Annotated in this window: 12 protein-coding genes; 8 read left to right on the forward strand and 4 right to left on the reverse strand. The window is 36.9% G+C overall.

What is annotated here, in order from left to right:
* Positions 1 to 41: 41 nt before the first annotated feature.
* Positions 42 to 773, reverse strand: coding sequence for a tyrosine-protein phosphatase (locus BUA71_RS07185; protein ID WP_072878176.1), 732 nt, complete (start codon positions 771 to 773; stop codon positions 42 to 44).
* A gap of 76 nt (positions 774 to 849) precedes the next feature.
* Here BUA71_RS07185 and BUA71_RS07190 point away from each other — a divergent pair, with 76 nt between their 5' ends.
* The 3 genes from BUA71_RS07190 to BUA71_RS07200 all read left to right on the forward strand — a co-directional run bounded on the left by BUA71_RS07190 (position 850) and on the right by BUA71_RS07200 (position 4,588).
* Positions 850 to 2,202: a capsule assembly Wzi family protein gene (locus tag BUA71_RS07190; RefSeq protein ID WP_072878178.1), complete on the forward strand. Its 1,353-nt coding sequence runs from the start codon at positions 850 to 852 to the stop codon at positions 2,200 to 2,202.
* A gap of 63 nt (positions 2,203 to 2,265) precedes the next feature.
* Complete coding sequence (locus BUA71_RS07195; protein WP_072878180.1) at positions 2,266 to 4,023, forward strand: PAS domain-containing protein; 1,758 nt, start codon at positions 2,266 to 2,268, stop codon at positions 4,021 to 4,023.
* A gap of 160 nt (positions 4,024 to 4,183) precedes the next feature.
* Complete coding sequence (locus BUA71_RS07200; protein WP_072878182.1) at positions 4,184 to 4,588, forward strand: response regulator; 405 nt, start codon at positions 4,184 to 4,186, stop codon at positions 4,586 to 4,588.
* A 252-nt stretch (positions 4,589 to 4,840) separates the two neighbouring features.
* Here the strand turns inward: BUA71_RS07200 and BUA71_RS07205 are convergent, their stop codons facing one another.
* On the reverse strand, positions 4,841 to 5,917 hold the full coding sequence (locus BUA71_RS07205; protein ID WP_072878184.1) for an endonuclease/exonuclease/phosphatase family protein: 1,077 nt from the start codon (positions 5,915 to 5,917) through the stop codon (positions 4,841 to 4,843).
* A gap of 282 nt (positions 5,918 to 6,199) precedes the next feature.
* Here BUA71_RS07205 and BUA71_RS07210 point away from each other — a divergent pair, with 282 nt between their 5' ends.
* From BUA71_RS07210 to thrC, 5 genes are all read left to right on the forward strand, one after another.
* Complete coding sequence (locus tag BUA71_RS07210; protein WP_072878186.1) at positions 6,200 to 7,327, forward strand: vWA domain-containing protein; 1,128 nt, start codon at positions 6,200 to 6,202, stop codon at positions 7,325 to 7,327.
* A gap of 162 nt (positions 7,328 to 7,489) precedes the next feature.
* A complete protein-coding gene (locus tag BUA71_RS07215) occupies positions 7,490 to 8,953 on the forward strand; it encodes a magnesium chelatase (protein WP_072878188.1) in 1,464 nt (487 codons plus the stop codon).
* A 511-nt stretch (positions 8,954 to 9,464) separates the two neighbouring features.
* The gene (gene thrA / locus BUA71_RS07220; RefSeq protein ID WP_072878190.1) at positions 9,465 to 11,912 is read left to right on the forward strand and encodes a bifunctional aspartate kinase/homoserine dehydrogenase I; all 2,448 of its coding nucleotides are present in this window, start codon (positions 9,465 to 9,467) and stop codon (positions 11,910 to 11,912) included.
* Between the two features lie 3 nt (positions 11,913 to 11,915).
* On the forward strand, positions 11,916 to 12,854 hold the full coding sequence (locus BUA71_RS07225; RefSeq protein WP_072878192.1) for a homoserine kinase: 939 nt from the start codon (positions 11,916 to 11,918) through the stop codon (positions 12,852 to 12,854).
* A gap of 59 nt (positions 12,855 to 12,913) precedes the next feature.
* Positions 12,914 to 14,209 carry a threonine synthase gene (gene thrC / locus BUA71_RS07230; protein ID WP_072878194.1) on the forward strand — a complete coding sequence of 432 codons (1,296 nt, stop codon included), beginning with the start codon at positions 12,914 to 12,916 and terminating at the stop codon, positions 14,207 to 14,209.
* Positions 14,210 to 14,467: 258 nt separating this feature from the next.
* Here the strand turns inward: thrC and BUA71_RS07235 are convergent, their stop codons facing one another.
* On the reverse strand, positions 14,468 to 15,952 hold the full coding sequence (locus BUA71_RS07235) for a S10 family peptidase (protein ID WP_072878196.1): 1,485 nt from the start codon (positions 15,950 to 15,952) through the stop codon (positions 14,468 to 14,470).
* 218 nt (positions 15,953 to 16,170) lie between these two features.
* Positions 16,171 to 17,838 carry an ABC1 kinase family protein gene (locus BUA71_RS07240; RefSeq protein WP_072878198.1) on the reverse strand — a complete coding sequence of 556 codons (1,668 nt, stop codon included), beginning with the start codon at positions 17,836 to 17,838 and terminating at the stop codon, positions 16,171 to 16,173.
* Positions 17,839 to 17,956 lie beyond the last annotated feature (118 nt).

Consider the following 17,956-nt stretch of genomic DNA (forward strand, 5'->3'; position numbering starts at 1 on the left):
GACGAAGGACGATGCGGTGTTTGAACCTTGAACCTTGAACTTTAACCAAACAAAGATTTAGACCTATTAACAACCGGTTCTAATAAACTGTGTTGCTTTTTCGTTAGTTTAATGTTTTTAATTTTTTCGAGGTGTTCAACTTTATGGGCATCGCTGCTTATATAATCTATCATCCCGTTTTCTAAAAGTTGAAAAGCTGTTTTTTGAATGCCAATTCCATAATGCGGCGTAAGCGAGAGCATGTTTAATTGAAAATCACAACCCCGGGATTTTAAATCTTTATATTTTACTAAAGATTTGGAATGATAAAACGCATATCGCTCGGGATGTGCCAAAATAGGTTTTAGATCCTGATTTTGAATTTTAAATAAAATCTCTTCCAGGTTAATTGGCGCTTGAAAATAAGACATTTCCACTAAAAGGTATTTTTCGAGTATGGGTAGAAGATTCTCTGCTTCCAATTGCTCTAATAGAAATTGATCCATCATATATTCACCACTAACCTGTATTTGGGTATCCTTTGATAGCTGATTTTTTAATTTATTTAAAGCAGGTAAAATTGTTGCCGGGGTATTGGGATAAAACTCCCCCATAACGTGTGGGGTAGCCACAAAATTGTTGATTCCCAGTTCATTAAACTTTTCAATGATGTTTAGAGAATCTGTAGCAGTATCGGCGCCATCATCAATACCCGGTAACAGGTGATTGTGGAAATCTGTAAAGCCCGGCAGCAAATCGGCTAAAAATGTTTTTTTCTGAAAAATGGATAGCATTTCTGTCTTTTAGGACGATAAATTTACATATTTTTAAATCGAATTTTACCTTTTTAAATATTCTTAACACCTACTTATGAAACTAAGATTATTTCTCCTGTTATTGCTGTTTCCTTTACTATCAAATTATGCCCAAAATATTGAATTCGGAGGAAATGTAGCATTAAATGCTTTACTCTATAATGCAGATGAATCTCCTTTTTGGTTCCACTCCAATAGAAGGGGAAGGATCAATGAAACTACAAATTTTTCTGGAGTAATAAATACTTCGGCAATTTATCAGCTATCTCCAAATTCATATCTCGAAGCAGGAATAGGTGCGTTGTATCAGGATGGATATCACGACGAGTTGCAATTAGATGAATCTTATCTCGCTTTTAACAATACCTGGCTTTCAATCATTGCAGGAAGAAAACAACGGGAAATGCTTTATAGCGGACTTAGCGCTACTAATCAAAATATCCTCTGGTCTATAAACTCAAGACCTTTACCGGGTATTAGAATTTTTACGAACCGTCCTATTTTTTTTAAGAATAACCGCGGACTCGGTTTTGAAGCTTCCTGGGAAGAATATCTTATGGACGATGAACGCTACGTAGATAATACCAGGTTGCACCATAAAAGCTTTAACCTGGTGTACAAACACTCACCAAAATTTCAGATATCGGCTGGGTTGCAACACTTTGTGCAATGGGCGGGAACGCATCCTGAATTTGGAGATCTTCCGTCAGATTTTAGTGCCTATACCAAAGTCGTGACCGGGAAAGGTGTAGGAGATGACGCCGGAGATAATATTTCTGAACAAGAAGTGAATGGACTGGGCAACCATCTGGGCAGTTATGAAATAAAACTGAATACAATTGTAGCCGGTTACCGGGTAGAACTTATTTATAACCATCTTTTTGAAGATGGATCTGGAGCCGAGCTGGCTAATACACCCGATGGTCGCTATGGGATTTATATTGAAGATCCTCGCGCTTCAAACGATTGGTTTCAGGCCGTGATGTATGAATTTTATTATACCAAAAATCAGAGTAAAAACACCCCTACATCAGATGGTACTGATAATTACTTCAATAATAACCTATACCGTTCTGGATGGACCTATGAAAATAGAGTGATGGGTGTTCCTTTTATCACGCTTGGAGAAAATCGCTTTAGAATTGCCAATAACAAAATAGTGGTACACCACTTAGGCCTTACCGGGCTTGCCTTTAAAAAATATCCATACCGATTTTTAGGAAGTTATAGACAAAATTATGGCGGAAAAGGTTCCGGATATAGATCGCGAGATATATTTTCTACCTATTTGGATCTTAACTTGTTGCAAAATTATGTAAATCTCAACCTTCAAGTGGGTGCCGATTTTAGCGAAATAGCTGCTCCTAATTTTGGTGCCGGATTGTCTTTATCGAAAAAGATATTTTAACTATCATCTAATTTTCCCTATATTTCTTACATGATATTCTAAAAAACAACTAAAGCCTCATTAATGGGTCGCGATTTCCAGGAGTTAAAAATCTTGATTATTGGAAGTAAATCTCGGGATATTATTACCGTAGAAAAATATCTCCTTGAAATAAATTCTAATACGCTAATATCTCACGTTGCAAGTTTGCGAGAGGTCAAAGCGACTTTAAAAAAAACTTCAAAATTTAATGTGATTCTTTTAGATCTGTCATTATTGGAGCTAGCCTTTTCTGAAACCACAATAATTGAAATTCTTAACCTTTCCCATAATACCGCCCTTATTATTTTGACTGATGTGGAAGAACAAAAACAAGCTGAAAAAATGCTGGCATGGGGTGTTTCAGATTATTTAATAAAGAGTGAACTAAATGCTACCCAACTTTCTAAAAGTATTTACTATAGCCGGGAACGAAAGAAAGCCCAGAGAAAACTCTACGAATCTGAAGAGAAATATCGAATGCTATATGATGAGAGTCCTTTTCCTATGTGGGTTTTAGATAGGGAAAGCCTTGATTTTCTAAGTGTAAACAAAGCAGCTTTAAAATTGTATGGCTATTCCCGGGAAGAATTTCTAAGTATGAACGTTAGGGATCTTTGGGTTGAGAGTGAAAAAGAAGTGGAAAAAACAGCGAAAAAAAATCTTGATACCTCTTTTGCTGTACAGATAAGACACTATACCAAAAGCAACAAAATCTTACATATTTCCATACAGAGTAATCCTATTTTATTTGGTGGGAAAGAGGCCAGGGTTAGTCTTGTAGATAACATTACCGAAAAGGTTATAGCTGAAGAAAAATTAAAATTGAGTCAGCAGCGATTTAAAGCTATAATTCAGGATGGAAGCGATTTGGTAAGTATCCTGGATGAAAAATTAAATTATATTTACTTAAGTCCCAGTGCCACTAACATACTGCAGATAAATTCTGGAGAGATTATTGGAAAAAACGCTATAGAATTTATCCACAGGGAAGATCGTCCCGAAATTGAACGTAAAATAAAGTTTATAGGTAAAGTAAAGAGTTTTCGGTTACCTTCATATCGATATAAAGTAGGAACCGCAGAATGGCGTTGGTTGGAAACTATTGTAACAGACTTAAGAGCCGATCCAGCTGTTGGCGGGTTGGTAACGACCTCCCGGGATATTACGAATTTCAAAATTCAGGAACAAAAATTAAAAGAAAGTCTTGAGCGCTATAATATCGTGGCCAAAGCCACCAGCGATCTTATTACAGACTATGATGTAGCGACAAATACTTTTACTTTCAATTCTAATGTTTTTGAAGTCTTTGGCTATAAAAAGAAAGAAATTGACAGTGCTAGAGAATGGTGGTTTAGTAAAATTCATCCGGAGGATTTAAGTGTTTTTAAAGATTCCCTGAAGGAGATTTTTCAGAAAGGTAAGAAATGGATAAATCTAGAGTATCGCTTTAAATGTGCAGACGGTACTTATAAATATATACTGGATCGTAGTTATGTGATTAGTGATCATGTAGGTAAACCTATTCGCATTATTGGTTCTATGCAGGATATTACAGAAAGAAGAAATTATATAAATACAATAGAACAGCACAATAAACGTTTGCGAGAGATAGCCTGGACGCAATCTCACGTGGTAAGAGCGCCATTGGCTAAAATTATGGGACTTATAGAATTATTAAAGCTTGAAAAAGAAGATATAGACAGTGCTGAAGAAATACTGGATAATGTCTTAATATCTGCTAAAGAACTGGATGATGTAATTCGAAATATAGCCAACAAAGCTGAAGAGGAATCAAAATAGTTCGACAAAAAAATGCTGTCCAAATATGAGGGTTAAAATTATTTTTAAACCTTCATAAGTTTATATTATCTTGATTCAGAAAAAATAAAATCTTAAACCAATATTTTAGTAGATTATTTAGATTAACATTGTTTCAGTTTTTGCCCCAAAACAAAAAAGAATGCTTGAAGTAATAATTATTGATGACGATCAAATAGTCATCTTTATTCAAAAAAAAATGATGGTGAACCATCATATAGGTACAAATCCACTAAGTTTTAAAAAGGCAGTAAAAGCTTTAGAATACTTAGAAAAAGAGCGTAATGCAGATAAGGAGTTTCTAATATTACTGGATATAAATATGCCGGGAATGAGCGGTTGGGAATTGCTGGATCATCTTGAAGAACACGAGCACAAAGGAAATTATCATATTATTATGGTAACATCTTCTATAAACAAAAAGGATAAACTTGAGGCTGAAAAATACAGCATCGTGAAGTCCTTTATAGAAAAGCCTATCTCGGCCGCGAATTGCGACAAAATAAAAGAGCTTTCAGAGATTTCACATTTTTTTGAAAAGGTTTAGGTTTAATATTATTAATCATTAGTGAAGGGAGTAAGTAAAATTAATGATAAGATATTGCCTTAAAACAAGACTAAAAGTAATTAAAAATCGCCATCTCATTTTTTAAAAAAATGGGAAAATTCCATTTAGTTTTTAATCTTAACGTCCAAACCCATAACCCATAACCCATAATTCATAACTCTTTTCTCTTAATTCTATGCTCTATAATCGCATTTAGCGCCGGGGTTTCAATCGAAGTTTCTGATTCTAAATTCATACCCCTTTTTCTCGTGGTTCAGCTTCGTCAATCTTTTCCTGGGCCCATTCTTTTTCTTCTTTTTCTGGATCTGGTTTTTCCTGAATATCTTCAGCCTTACGCTCAAAATTTAAATTAATAAACATAGGAAAGTGATCTGAGCCTACGTGACGTTCCCGGGCGATTTCAATAAGTGTAAAATCATTGCTGTGAAATACGTGGTCTAATGGCCATCGCAGTAATTTATAATCGGCGTGAAAAGTATTGAAAAAACCTCTTCCAATGCGCGGATCAAGCAGTTTACTTGTTTTTCGGAATAACCTGGTAGTTCGTGACCATGCTACATCATTGAGGTCACCAAATACTAAAACGCTATCGTCCTGTTCTCTTATATCGCGTCCCACCATAAGTAATTCTCCATCACGTTTTGTAGAAGTTAAAGCTTCAGAAGGACTTGGTGGTTTGGGATGCAGGCAGTGTATCCTTATTTTCGAGTTATCTTCCAAACGTACAAAGCCGTGAATAGAGGGAATGTCGTCTTTAACAAGATAACGAACTTCAGTTTCCTCTAACTTTAATTTGGAATAAAGATGCATTCCGTAGAGATTATCCTGGGGTACTTTTACGGTATAGGGATAATCTTCCTCTATAACTTCCAGTTCTTTTTCCCAAACTTTATCTGTTTCCAGCGTAAGTACAATATCGGGCTTTCGCCGGTTTACAATTTCAATTAATTTATGATAGTCCTTGTTAGGAGTAAGAACATTGCTTACTAAGAGAGAGATATTGTCACTGGGGTCACCATCTTCATACTGCATCACAACTTTTTTAGCAAGGTAGGTATAGGGAAATATTTTGACGCATTGATATAGCAGACTCAGGAACAAAAGACCTGCAGCGATAATATGGATTATTTTGGAAAAATCGAAAAATATAATCGATAGAATTAAGACAACAATCATAAGAAATGAGATTTGAATTCTGGGAAAATCAAATCCTCTAATCCACCAAACATCAAAACGGGTTAAAGAAGCAATCGTGGGTATTAAGAATATTCCGCAGAGAATAAGCATAATTATTTCTGAAATTTCCATTTATTTTGTTTTAAAACATCTTAATAATTAATGTTGAATTCTTAATCCTTAGTAAAAGGAGGTTTATAATTATAAATAATTGCCTTTAAATTATAATTTCTTTATAACCTGCAAAGGTCTAAAACTGTTTTGAAATAGTATATGAATTATTGAAAAAATAACAATCTTAATTTTCGAACTGATTACAGCTTCTAAAGTCCGCGTAGTTAGATTAACAAAAGTTTACCGCCTGTTATAGCCTTAATTTTTCAAATTCTCTAAGATTTACCGTAATTTTAGATTATGAAGAAGAAAGATTATAGACAGGGCAGCGGATTTGTCTTTAATAAGTTTGAAGAACCAAATAAATCTCCTTTCGATAAATTATTTGAGGTTTTTAAAGAATTAATTACCCATACTTCGGGAGATTTAGATGAAGCTTTAGACTGGTTAAAGCAATTAGACGAAGAGTACAAACTTACCACTAAAGATTACACGTTAGACGATTTTATTGAAGACCTAAAGAAAAAGGGATATATAAAAGAAGAAAGCGAAGATGAAGGTGGCGGGATGGCAATTACGGCTAAGACCGAACGCGCCATTAGAAAACAAGCTTTAGACCAAATTTTTGGTAAGCTGAAAAAAAGTGCTTCCGGTAGCCATAAAACCAACCATGTAGGCAGGGGCGATGAGCATACCGGGGATTTTAGAAATTTTCAATTTGGGGATTCCCCCGATAAAATTTCTGTGACTGAAAGCTTAAGAAATGCGCAGATTAATCACGGCATTGGAAATTTTAATATGACCGAAGATGATTTGGTGATAGAAGAAACCCACTATAAATCCCGAATGAGCACGGTGTTAATGATAGATCTTAGCCATAGTATGATTCTTTATGGCGAAGATCGCATCACTCCGGCCAAGAAGGTTGCCATGGCACTAGCCGAATTAATCACTACGCGATACCCCAAAGACAGCCTGGATATTATAGTTTTTGGTAATGATGCCTGGCCGGTTTCTATTGCAGAACTACCTTATTTAAAAGTTGGTCCTTATCACACCAATACTGTCGCCGGGTTAAGATTGGCCATGGATATTCTAAGGAGAAAGCGAAGTACTAACAGACAAATCTTTATGATTACCGATGGTAAGCCCAGTTGTATTAGGGAACGTGATGGCTCATATTATAAAAATAGTATGGGATTAGACCCATATATTATTGGGAAATGTTACAATATGGCAAAACAAGCCAGAAAACTGCATATTCCAATTACCACTTTTATGATTGCACAAGATCCTTACCTAATGCAGTTTGTACGGGAATTTACGTATGCTAACCAGGGTAAAGCATTCTACACAGGACTTCGGGGTCTTGGGGAAATGATCTTTGAAGACTACGAAACCAATAGAAAAAAGAGGATTAGGGGGTAGTGAAGGCAGTATGAAGTTGGCAGGAGCAGTGAACAGTAGCCAAAAAATGAGTTCAACGTAAATCTTTGCGCCTCTTAGCGTTATTAACCTCGCGGGCTCAGCGTGAAATATTATAATAATAGATTTAGTTTTAAATAAAATATTCAGTTAGAAAGATTAAACATGAAAATACAAAATATAAAAACACTTGGAGAACTTAAAAAATCCGGATATAAAAGTCGTGGTATTAAGGAAGAACTAAGAGAGAATTTAATCGAAAAGATTAGGAACAACGAACCCACTTTTCCGGGGATACACGGGTATGAAAATAGTGTGATCCCAGAGTTGGAAAGGGCAATTTTGTCAAGACATAATATAAATTTACTTGGGTTAAGAGGCCAGGCAAAAACCAGGCTGGCCAGGTTAATGATTAATCTTTTAGATGAGTATATGCCGGTAGTGCAGGGATCTGAGATTAATGATGACCCTTTGAATCCTATTTCCCGGTATGCACGGGAATTTGTTGAAGAAAAAGGAGAGGAAACGCCTATTGTGTGGGTGCATCGAGAAGAAAGGTTTTTTGAAAAACTGGCAACCCCCGATGTTACCGTGGCCGATTTAATTGGAGATGTAGATCCTATAAAAGCGGCCAATCTAAAATTAAGTTATGCCGATGACCGCGTCATACACTTTGGAATGATTCCCAGGGCTAACAGAAGTATTTTTGTGATTAATGAATTGCCAGACCTGCAAGCTAGAATCCAGGTAGCATTATTTAATATTTTACAGGAAGGGGATATTCAAATTCGCGGATTTAAATTACGGTTACCGTTAGATCTACAATTTGTCTTTACCGCAAACCCCGAAGATTATACCAACCGTGGAAGTATCGTTACCCCTTTAAAAGACAGGATTGGTTCGCAAATCCTTACGCATTACCCAGATTCTATTGAGATTGCAAAAACCATTACGGCCCAGGAAGCAAAATTAGATAATCGCCAAAGTGATTTGGTACACGTTCCCGAACTTGCCAAAGATCTTTTGGAGCAAATTAGTTTTGAAGCACGGGAAAGTGAGTTTATAGATGAAAAAAGCGGAATTAGTGCCCGTTTAAGTATCACCGCTTACGAAAATTTACTGAGTACAGCTGAAAGGCGTACCCTAAAATCTGACGATAAAGAGACTCTGCTCAGATTTGGAGATTTTCTTGGAATAGTACCAGCTATCACGGGAAAAATGGAATTGGTTTACGAAGGGGAGGAAGAAGGAGCAGCCGGTGTCGCTTTACAATTAATTGGCGATGCAGTAAAAACTTTATTTCCCAATTATTTTCCGAAAATAGAAAAACTGCAAAGACCAGATGAAACCACGCCTTATGATGATTTGGTAGAATGGTTTTTTGAACAAAGTGGTTTTGAACTATCAGACGACCTGTCTGATGCTGATTATAAAGAGCGCTTAGATGCCGTTACCCCGCTTAACGAGTTGATTAGGAAATATCAACCGGAAGCAAAAGAAGAAGATACATATTTCTTAAAGGAATTTTTGCTTTGGGCCCTGGTAGAATATAAAAAATTGAGCAAGCACCGTTTTTCTAAAGGAGTACAATTTAAAGATCTCTACGGAAGCTATATAAATGACCTTTAAACATTTTAGGCTGCTAATTTTATTCTTTCTAAGGATTTGATGAGTGTTAGTACAAATTCTATTTATCGTTTTTTATTTTTACGCCAAGTGAACGTTATTACACCAGACCTCACAGGTTTCAAAAACCTGTGAGATCTCTCTTAATTTCATAAACGATAAAATTTTACGGATATTCAATTAAATTTTTGTTGAAATAAAAAGAAGAAATCCCCGATTAATTTATCAATCGGGGATTTTTTTTGCTTCAAAAACAGATATTCGTAATTCTGTCTTCAAATCTTCAATATTATTTTTTTTGCTGCTAAAATTATATACTTTTATCAGCAGAATAAGGTCAAAAATGAAGATCACCCAAAACATAATTGCTAATTTGATTTCAAACATCGCTGGTTTGAACATTAATGGCATGACTATTATTCGTATTACCCCTTTTGGGGTATAATTCTACATAGCGCTTCTATACACACCTGTTTTTTAAAACAATTCATTTTAATTTTAACCATTTAGACTTATGAAAGTCCTTAAATTTGGAGGCTCTTCTTTGGCTTCTCCAGAACGTATTAAATTAGTAGCTAAAACAGTTCAAAAACATCTAAAACAAGATAAAACCCTGGTGATCTTTTCCGCCTTTGGCGGTGTTACAAACGATTTATTGGAAATGGCCAACCTGGCTTCACAGGAAGATTTAGCTTATAAAGAACTTTTTGCCAAAAACGAGAAAAGACACCTCGAAGCCGTAAAAGAATTAATCCCGGTAAGTGCACAAAGCGGTATTTTAAGCAAGGTAAAAACAGAGCTTAATAGGTTGGAAACACTTTATGAGGGTGTTTTTCTACTGAATGAACTTTCCAATAAAACCCGGCACGTGGTCTCCGGTTTTGGAGAAATATTGTCTTCACTTATTATTGCTGAATACTTTAAAAACCTGGGAGTAGATGCCCAATTGGTAGATTCACGCGAGCTTGTGGTTTGTAAGAACAATAACAAGAAAGTACAGGTAAATTATCCGCAGACTTATGCCAGGATAAAAGAATATTTTTCCAAAACTGATGCTTCGTTATTTTTAGCACCCGGTTTTGTAGCCCGCAATGAGCAGGGCGTGCCAAGTACTTTAGGCCGCGGTGGCTCAGATTTTAGTGCAGCTCTTTACAGTGCAGCGCTAGATGTGGCACAGGTGCTAGTGTACACCGATGTAAATGGGATGTACACTGCCAATCCTCAAATAGTGCCGCACGCTTATCCATTAAAAGATATTTCTTACCAGGAAGCCATGGAGTTATCTCACTTTGGAGCAAAAGTGCTTTATCCGCCTACGCTTCAGCCATTGCTCGATAAACAAATTAGTATTCAGATAAAAAACACCATGAAACCCGAAGAGGTCGGGACTTTAATTTCTAAATCTTCAGAAAAAAACTTTCGCTGGGTAACCGGGATCACGCATATAGATGCTATAAAACTCCTTAATATTGAAGGAAGTGGCATGGTGGGTATCCCCGGCTTTTCTAAACGTTTTTTTGAAGTGCTGTTTAAGGAAAACATCAATGTTGTATTGATCACCCAGGCCTCTTCAGAACATAGTATTTGCGTGGCGGTAGAAGAAGATGAAGCTTCACTGGCCAAAGAAGCCCTCGATATTGCTTTTGAAGCTGAAATTGAACATAAAAAAATTAAACCGGTAACCATTGAAGAAGATGTCGCTATTGTGGCTCTTGTGGGGGATAGGATGAAAAGTCACCACGGACTTAGCGGAAAAATGTTTAGCGCATTGGGCAATAATAACGTAAACATTCGTGCTATTGCGCAAGGTTCTTCCGAGAGGAATATTTCAGCAGTAATCGCGAAAAAAGATGTGCATAAAGCTTTAAATACCTTGCATGAGCAGTTTTTTGAAGTGCCTTCTAAAGAACTTAATCTGTTTATTACCGGAGTGGGAAATGTAGGTGCAAAATTTTTAAACCAACTTAAACAACAGGAGAAATTCCTATTGGAAAAGTTGAGGTTAAAAGTAAGGGTGCACGGACTTTCAAACTCAAGTAAAATGGTTTTTGATGAAAAAGGAATAGACTTACAACATTGGGAAAAAGCCTTAGAAAATGGAGAAAAAGCCGATAAATCTGAGTTCTTTAAAAAAGTAAGCCAATTGAACCTTAGAAACAGCATTTTTGTTGATAATACCGCCAGTGCAGATATTTCGGCATGGTACCGGGAATATTTGGCAAACTCAGTTTCTGTAGTAACCTGTAACAAAATCGCCTGTGCCGATAGTTTTGAAAATTATTTAGAGCTACAAAACCTGGCCAGGGAATATGGCGCTTCTTTTTTATACGAAACTAATGTGGGTGCTGGCTTGCCAATTATAGACACTTTAAAAAACCTGGTGGCTTCAGGGGATCGAATTACAAAAATACAGGCCGTCCTTTCCGGTAGTTTAAACTTTGTTTTTAATACTTATAAAGGCGAAGAACCATTTTACAAAACGGTGGAAATGGCGATGGAAGAAGGTTATACAGAGCCAGATCCTAAAATAGACCTGAGTGGGGTAGATGTGGCGCGTAAAATTTTAATCCTGGCGCGGGAGAGTGGTCACCAAATGGAATTGGAAGATATTGAAAGTGAAGATTTTCTTTCTGAAGAGAGCCTGGCGACAACCAATAACGAAGATTTCTTTACACTGCTAAAGAAAGATGAACCTAAATTTCAGGAAATATATAAATCGGCTGAAGCTAATAATGCACAATTGAAGTATGTTGCCCAGTTGGAAAATGGCAAAGCTAAGGTTGGATTGCAGGAAGTAGATGCTCAGCATCCTTTCTATAACCTTAGCGGAAGCGATAATATTGTATTATTCTTTACTGAACGTTATCCCGAGCAGCCATTGATTGTAAAAGGTGCCGGAGCCGGAGCAGATGTTACCGCTTCAGGAATTTTTGCTGATGTAATAAGAATAGGAAAAAAATAGGCTATGGAAAAAGATCAAAAGCTTAGAGAAATAAAATTATTTGCCCCGGCAACCGTAGCCAACCTTTCTTGCGGTTATGATGTGTTGGGTTGTTGTTTAGACAACGTGGGCGATGAAATGCTAATTAGGAAAAATGATAAAAAGCAAATAAGGATTTCTAAAATTACCGGTCAGGATTTACCGATGGAGGCCGATAAAAATGTAGCCGGGGTTGCTGCCAAAGCACTTTTAACTGCACTGGGGGAAAGCCAGGGTTTTGATATTGAAATCGAAAAAAATATAAAAGCGGGAAGCGGCATTGGAAGCAGCGCTGCCAGTGCTGCGGGAGCGGTATTTGGTATTAATAAATTGCTGGGCACACCATTTTCCAATATAGAATTGATAAAATTTGCAATGGAAGGGGAGCGCTTAGCCAGCGGGAATGCTCACGCCGATAATGTGGCGCCCGCTTTACTGGGTGGTTTTAGTTTGGTAAAAAGTTACAACCCCTTAGAGGTTTTGAGTTTACCAAATTTACCGGAATTAAGAATGTTGATTTTGCATCCACAAATTGAGTTAAAAACCAAAGACTCTCGTTCTATTATTCGGCAAAACCTGGAATTGCAAAAAGCGATTAATCAATGGGGCAATTTGGCAGCTTTGGTAAGCGCCCTTTATACCAAAGATTATGAACTTTTGGGAAGAAGTTTAAAGGATGAAATTATAGAACCGGTGCGCTCTATTTTAATTCCGTATTTCGATGAGTTAAAGACTTTATCTGCAGCGAACGGCGCTTTAGGCTTTGGGATATCGGGTTCGGGACCTTCGGTTTTTGCGATGTGTAAAGGAGATAAAACCGCGGAGAAATTAAAAGCTGAGTTTCAGGAATTCTACGCAGATAAAAATATAGATTTCGACCTTCATTTATCAAAAATAAATTCGGAAGGAATAAAGGTGCTTTAACCTGAAAGAAGATTATAAAACTATGACAAATTCCCTCGTTGGGATTAAAATATAAACAGATGAAATATTATAGTTTAAACGATAAGTCACACCGCGTTTCTTTTGAAGAGGCCGTGATTAAAGGCTTGGCTCCCGGGAAAGCGCTGTATTTCCCGGAAGAGCTTCCAAAGCTACCTTCAGAATTTTTTGATAAGCTGAACAATCTTTCCAAAGAAGAAATTGCTTTTGAAGCGATAAAACCATTTATTGGGACCGAAATAGATGACGACAGTCTAAAAAAAATAATTCAGGAGACCCTCGATTTTGATTTTCCTGTGGTGAATGTCACAAAAAACATAAATACGTTAGAATTATTTCACGGGCCAACGCTTGCCTTTAAAGATGTAGGTGCAAGGTTTATGGCCGGTTGCCTGGGGTATTTTGTAAAGAAGAATAACCTGGGGAAAATCACGGTTTTAGTGGCAACTTCGGGAGATACGGGAGGCGCTGTAGCTAATGGGTTTCTTGGGGTAGATGGTATAGATGTCGTTATTTTATACCCTAAAGGAAAAGTAAGTGAAATTCAGGAAAAACAGTTAACTACTTTAGGCCAGAATATTACTGCATTAGAAGTAGATGGAAATTTTGATGACTGTCAGGATATGGTTAAAAAGGCATTTTCAGATACCGAAATAAGTGAAAAATGCCAGTTAACCTCGGCCAATTCTATAAATGTTGCCAGGTGGTTGCCTCAAATGTTTTATTATTTTTTGGCTTATAAACAATTAGCAGGTAAAGATCAGAAACTGGCTTTTTCAGTTCCAAGTGGAAATTTTGGGAATATTTGTGCCGGGATGCTTGCAAAGAAAATGGGCTTACCAATCTCACATTTTATCGCTGCTAATAACGAAAATGACGTGGTCACCCGTTATCTGAATTCTGAGTATTACGAGCCGAAAGAAAGTGTTCAAACCATCTCTAATGCTATGGATGTAGGTAATCCCAGTAATTTTGTCCGGATTTTGGAATTATTTGAGCACGAGTTTTCCAATTTATCACAAGAACTTTCTTCTTTTAGTTTTTCTGATGAAGAAACAAGGCAAGCAATAAAAACTGTGGAAAAGGAAACAAACTATGTGATGGATCCGCATGGTGCTGTTGGCTACTTGGGCTTGCAGGAATATCTAAAGAAAAATCCAGATGTTGTTGGAACCTTTTTAGAAACGGCTCATCCCGTGAAATTTTTAGAAACTGTGGAAGAAGTTATTGAGAAAAAGATTAAAATTCCTCAGAAAATTAAAGAAACCATGGCAAGGAAGAAAGAGGTAGTAGAAGTTTCTAATTATAAAGATTTAAAAACATTCTTGTTGAAATAAACGGAATAGGATCTTATGCTATCATCTAATTCCTCTTTAATATATGATCTGTACAATGTCAAACTGAGCCTGTCGAAGTTCTTAAATGTTGACTTTTAATAAGCTTTTCCTGGTTTATCGAAGTGTCTTTTATTGATTATAATTATGATAAACAATAATTGAATCTTGTCAAGCTAAATGGATAAAAGCAAATAATAAAACCGCCCTATGTTTTGGGCGGTTTTAGATTCTAAAAAGAAATCCGAAGCAAGATATTTTCTAATATTTCGCCGGAGCGCCTTCTTTAGGGAGGCTGTTTTCTATGAATTCCCTAATATCATCGTTGGCATTTTTCAAATCTTCGGCTCTAAGGTACATCATATGTCCGCTTTCATATCCTTTAAAGCTTAAGCGGTCTTTTAACTTTCCACTTGGGTCCAGTTGCCACATCGTATATTTTGCGTTAAAATAGGTCGTAGCACCATCAAAGTAACCAGATTGTATCATCACATCTAAATTGGGGTTTTGTGCCATCGCCTGCCGCAAATTTTCTCCGGTATTATTACCGCTTCTATCCCAGGGATGCACCGGGCCAAACATATAGTATTTAAGATCGGTTTTAAAGTTGAGATCTTCCCGCAGGTAATGGTTTATGGCCGGCGTGAAAGAATGTAACCAGGAAGTTAATTCCGCGTTATAATCTGGGGAATTTCCAGCTTCTTTGGCGTCAATACCAAGATAGCGCGAATCTAACCGACCAATGGTAAATCCATCTTTTCGCTTTAATTCTTTCCAAAAGTAACGGTAGCTTAAATCCAGGTTATTTTGAAGAAATATTTCTTTGGAAATTCCGGAGTAATAAGCCATTTTTTCTGCAACTGCTTCTTTCTTCTGGTCAGCAGTAAAACCACCTTTTACCAGCGCCGGCAATAATTGACTTATGCTGTAATTTTCAACTTCTTCCAATAGCTCCTTCAATTCCATATTTTGAAGTTTTGGGGGTAAAGCTTTGTGGTACCAGGCAGCAGCGGCAAAATATGGTAATCTATTGGCAACACTTACCGGGCCGTCACGATCTACGCCCAGGCCGGTTGGGGAAACCAAAATAACGCCGTTAAGATACATCCACTGGCTGTTTTGCAATTCTAAAGCCAAACCGGAAACCCGGGTGGTTCCATAACTCTCTCCAATAAGATATTTAGGGGAGAGCCAACGTTCATTTCTACTTACAAAAGTATTTAACCACTCTGCGAGATAACTAATATCTGAATTTACACCAAAGAATTTCTCGCGATCTACATTACCATCTTTATCTGGAATTGGTCTGGAATAACCGGTGTTCACAGGATTTACATACACAATATCGGCCACGTCTAAAATTGAATGGGGATTTTCTTTAATGCCATAAGGTTGTACAGGAAAACCTTCATCATCAATTTTTAACACTCTTGGACCGGTGTATGCCACGTGCATCCAAACCGAAGCTGAGCCGGGCCCACCGTTAAAGGAAATAACCAAGGGTCGGTTTTCGGTGTTTTTCACATCGCTTTTTTTATAATAGGTGTAGAAAAGACTGGCAATGGGTTCGCCATCCTTATTCCAAAGTGGTTGCATCCCGGTGGTAGCGGTATATTTAAGGTTGTTGCCTTTAATTTTTACAGAGTGTTGGGTAGTGACTGTGGTATCTATGGGAATTTCTACATTTTGGCCCCAGCCAATAGTCATAAATAGTAATAAGAAAAGAGAAGTAATCGTTCTTTGCATGTTATTATAGTTTAGTTTTTTGTATATCGTGAAATAGTAATCATTTGCCTATCCTATTTTTAAAGGGATAGACATCGAAAGTAAAGACCTCCCAGGTCTTCAAAACCTATGAGGTCTGGTTATCTTAACAAAATCAAGTTTATTATTAGAAGCGACCATATAGTTTTAGTTTTTATTCCTGACTTGAAAATTACACTGAATTATAGAATCTCAAAAACTTATTTCTTGTTATTAAGGTTTTCGTCTTGAAAAATTATAATATAACTAAGGATAATAGCCCCAATGGCAGCAAGCATAAAAAAGATGATCGCCAGGCCGGGGTAGCCCAAAATAGTGAAACTGGAAGGTACTTGCATAAGCATAGCTGCCCCAATAATCATCGCGGCAATAATGAGCCCCAGGGTAATTCTATTGGCAACTTTTTGAAAACCATCGGTTACGCGCTCTTCATCTATAGCATCAATTTTTAGCTGAAATTTATTTTCAGCAAGATTTTCAGAAATGATATTTAAGCGTTCCGGTAAATTTTCTGCAAGCTTTTTGGAAGCGAGGAGGGCTGTGAAAAAATGTTCCGGTTTCAATTCCCGGTACATCTTATCGCTCATCATTTTAGCGGAATGTTTCTTTATCGCTACGCGAAGATCAAAATCTGGATCAAGCACCGCAATTATTTGGTCCATATTGAGTAATATCTTACCTAAAATATTGACTTCAACGGGGAGATGGATTCCATCATTTGCTGCCAGGCTATTCAGTTGAATAAGCAATCTTCCCGTTTGCATATCTTTAGCAGTACTGTATTGGTTATCCATAATAAGATCTGTGATCATCTTTTTGAAATGCTTGATATCGGCCTCTTCGGTGATTTCGCTCATTTTGATTAAAACCTGTGCGGTATCTTCGCCGTTATCATTACTTATAGCAATGAGCAACTCCAAAATAAAATCCTTAATCGCGGGCGTAAATTTAGCGACCATTCCTAAGTCTATAAGCGCAATTTGATCATTGGTTGTAAATTGGATATTCCCGGGATGAGGGTCGGCGTGTACAAAACCATCACTAATTATTTGTTGTAAATAGGCTTCAACTAATTGATCTACAAGGGGAGCATAATCTAATTCTATTTGCTTTAGAGGAGAAATGGAAGTGATTTTTTGACCTTTTATAAATTCCATGGTCAAAACTTTTGAGCCACAGTAATCTGTAATTGGTTGCGGTACTATAAGATGTTTGAAGTTTTTAAGATTTGTGCCCAGGGTGACAAGATTTTGTGCTTCTCTCATGTAATCTAATTCCTGAAGTAAAATTCTTCTTAATTCAGCTAATACCTTATCAAAAGCATATTTTTTTGCTGTTTGGCTATGCTTTACCGCCATTTCTGCCAATTCCTGAAGCGTATTAAGATCGTCAAGAAACTGTTTCTTGATTCCCGGTCTTTGTATTTTTACGGCTACGGGTTTTCCAGATCTTAGCCTTGCGCTATGAACCTGTCCAATGGAAGCACTCGCTAGCGGCTCTTTTTCAAAACTTTCAAAAGCTTTAGAAATTCGGGTGCCAATTTCTTCTTCTACAATTTCGTGAATCTTTTCATAGGGGATTGGCGCTACATCGTCCTGTAAAGTTGCCAAAGCTTTTAGGTAGGCATCTGGCAGTAAGTCTGGCCGTGTAGAAAGTAATTGTCCCATTTTGATATAGGTAGGTCCCATTTTCTTGAGATCCGCAACTAACTCTTCGGGAGTTTGATTGTATTCTGTATCGGGATCTTCCGGGGAAGTTTCATCCATAGCCTGGGATGCCGTATTGGCAAAAAGATTGCTGTTCCAGTATTTCAGCATAAAACCTATAAACTTGCGATAACGCAATAGATCTTCTGGTAATGGAGCCATAAGTTTTTAACTTTTGTTCAGGTAATAAAGGTATCTAATTAGGACAATACTACCAATAAGCCAGGATGAAGTTCAGCAATTTTTAATACTATTTAAGAGTTTTAAACCTATAAAAACT

Origin of the sequence: Salegentibacter echinorum (assembly GCF_900129445.1) — a bacterium.
Classification (GTDB): domain Bacteria; phylum Bacteroidota; class Bacteroidia; order Flavobacteriales; family Flavobacteriaceae; genus Salegentibacter; species Salegentibacter echinorum.

What these genes read in the sequence shown, in the direction of transcription:
- BUA71_RS07185 (WP_072878176.1), bottom strand. Translation starts at nt 773, where the DNA reads ATGCTATCCATTTTTCAGAAAAAAACATTTTTAGCCGATTTGCTGCCG.
- BUA71_RS07190 (WP_072878178.1), top strand. Translation starts at nt 850, where the DNA reads ATGAAACTAAGATTATTTCTCCTGTTATTGCTGTTTCCTTTACTATCA.
- BUA71_RS07195 (WP_072878180.1), top strand. Translation starts at nt 2,266, where the DNA reads ATGGGTCGCGATTTCCAGGAGTTAAAAATCTTGATTATTGGAAGTAAA.
- BUA71_RS07200 (WP_072878182.1), top strand. Translation starts at nt 4,184, where the DNA reads ATGCTTGAAGTAATAATTATTGATGACGATCAAATAGTCATCTTTATT.
- BUA71_RS07205 (WP_072878184.1), bottom strand. Translation starts at nt 5,917, where the DNA reads ATGGAAATTTCAGAAATAATTATGCTTATTCTCTGCGGAATATTCTTA.
- BUA71_RS07210 (WP_072878186.1), top strand. Translation starts at nt 6,200, where the DNA reads ATGAAGAAGAAAGATTATAGACAGGGCAGCGGATTTGTCTTTAATAAG.
- BUA71_RS07215 (WP_072878188.1), top strand. Translation starts at nt 7,490, where the DNA reads ATGAAAATACAAAATATAAAAACACTTGGAGAACTTAAAAAATCCGGA.
- thrA (WP_072878190.1), top strand. Translation starts at nt 9,465, where the DNA reads ATGAAAGTCCTTAAATTTGGAGGCTCTTCTTTGGCTTCTCCAGAACGT.
- BUA71_RS07225 (WP_072878192.1), top strand. Translation starts at nt 11,916, where the DNA reads ATGGAAAAAGATCAAAAGCTTAGAGAAATAAAATTATTTGCCCCGGCA.
- thrC (WP_072878194.1), top strand. Translation starts at nt 12,914, where the DNA reads ATGAAATATTATAGTTTAAACGATAAGTCACACCGCGTTTCTTTTGAA.
- BUA71_RS07235 (WP_072878196.1), bottom strand. Translation starts at nt 15,952, where the DNA reads ATGCAAAGAACGATTACTTCTCTTTTCTTATTACTATTTATGACTATT.
- BUA71_RS07240 (WP_072878198.1), bottom strand. Translation starts at nt 17,838, where the DNA reads ATGGCTCCATTACCAGAAGATCTATTGCGTTATCGCAAGTTTATAGGT.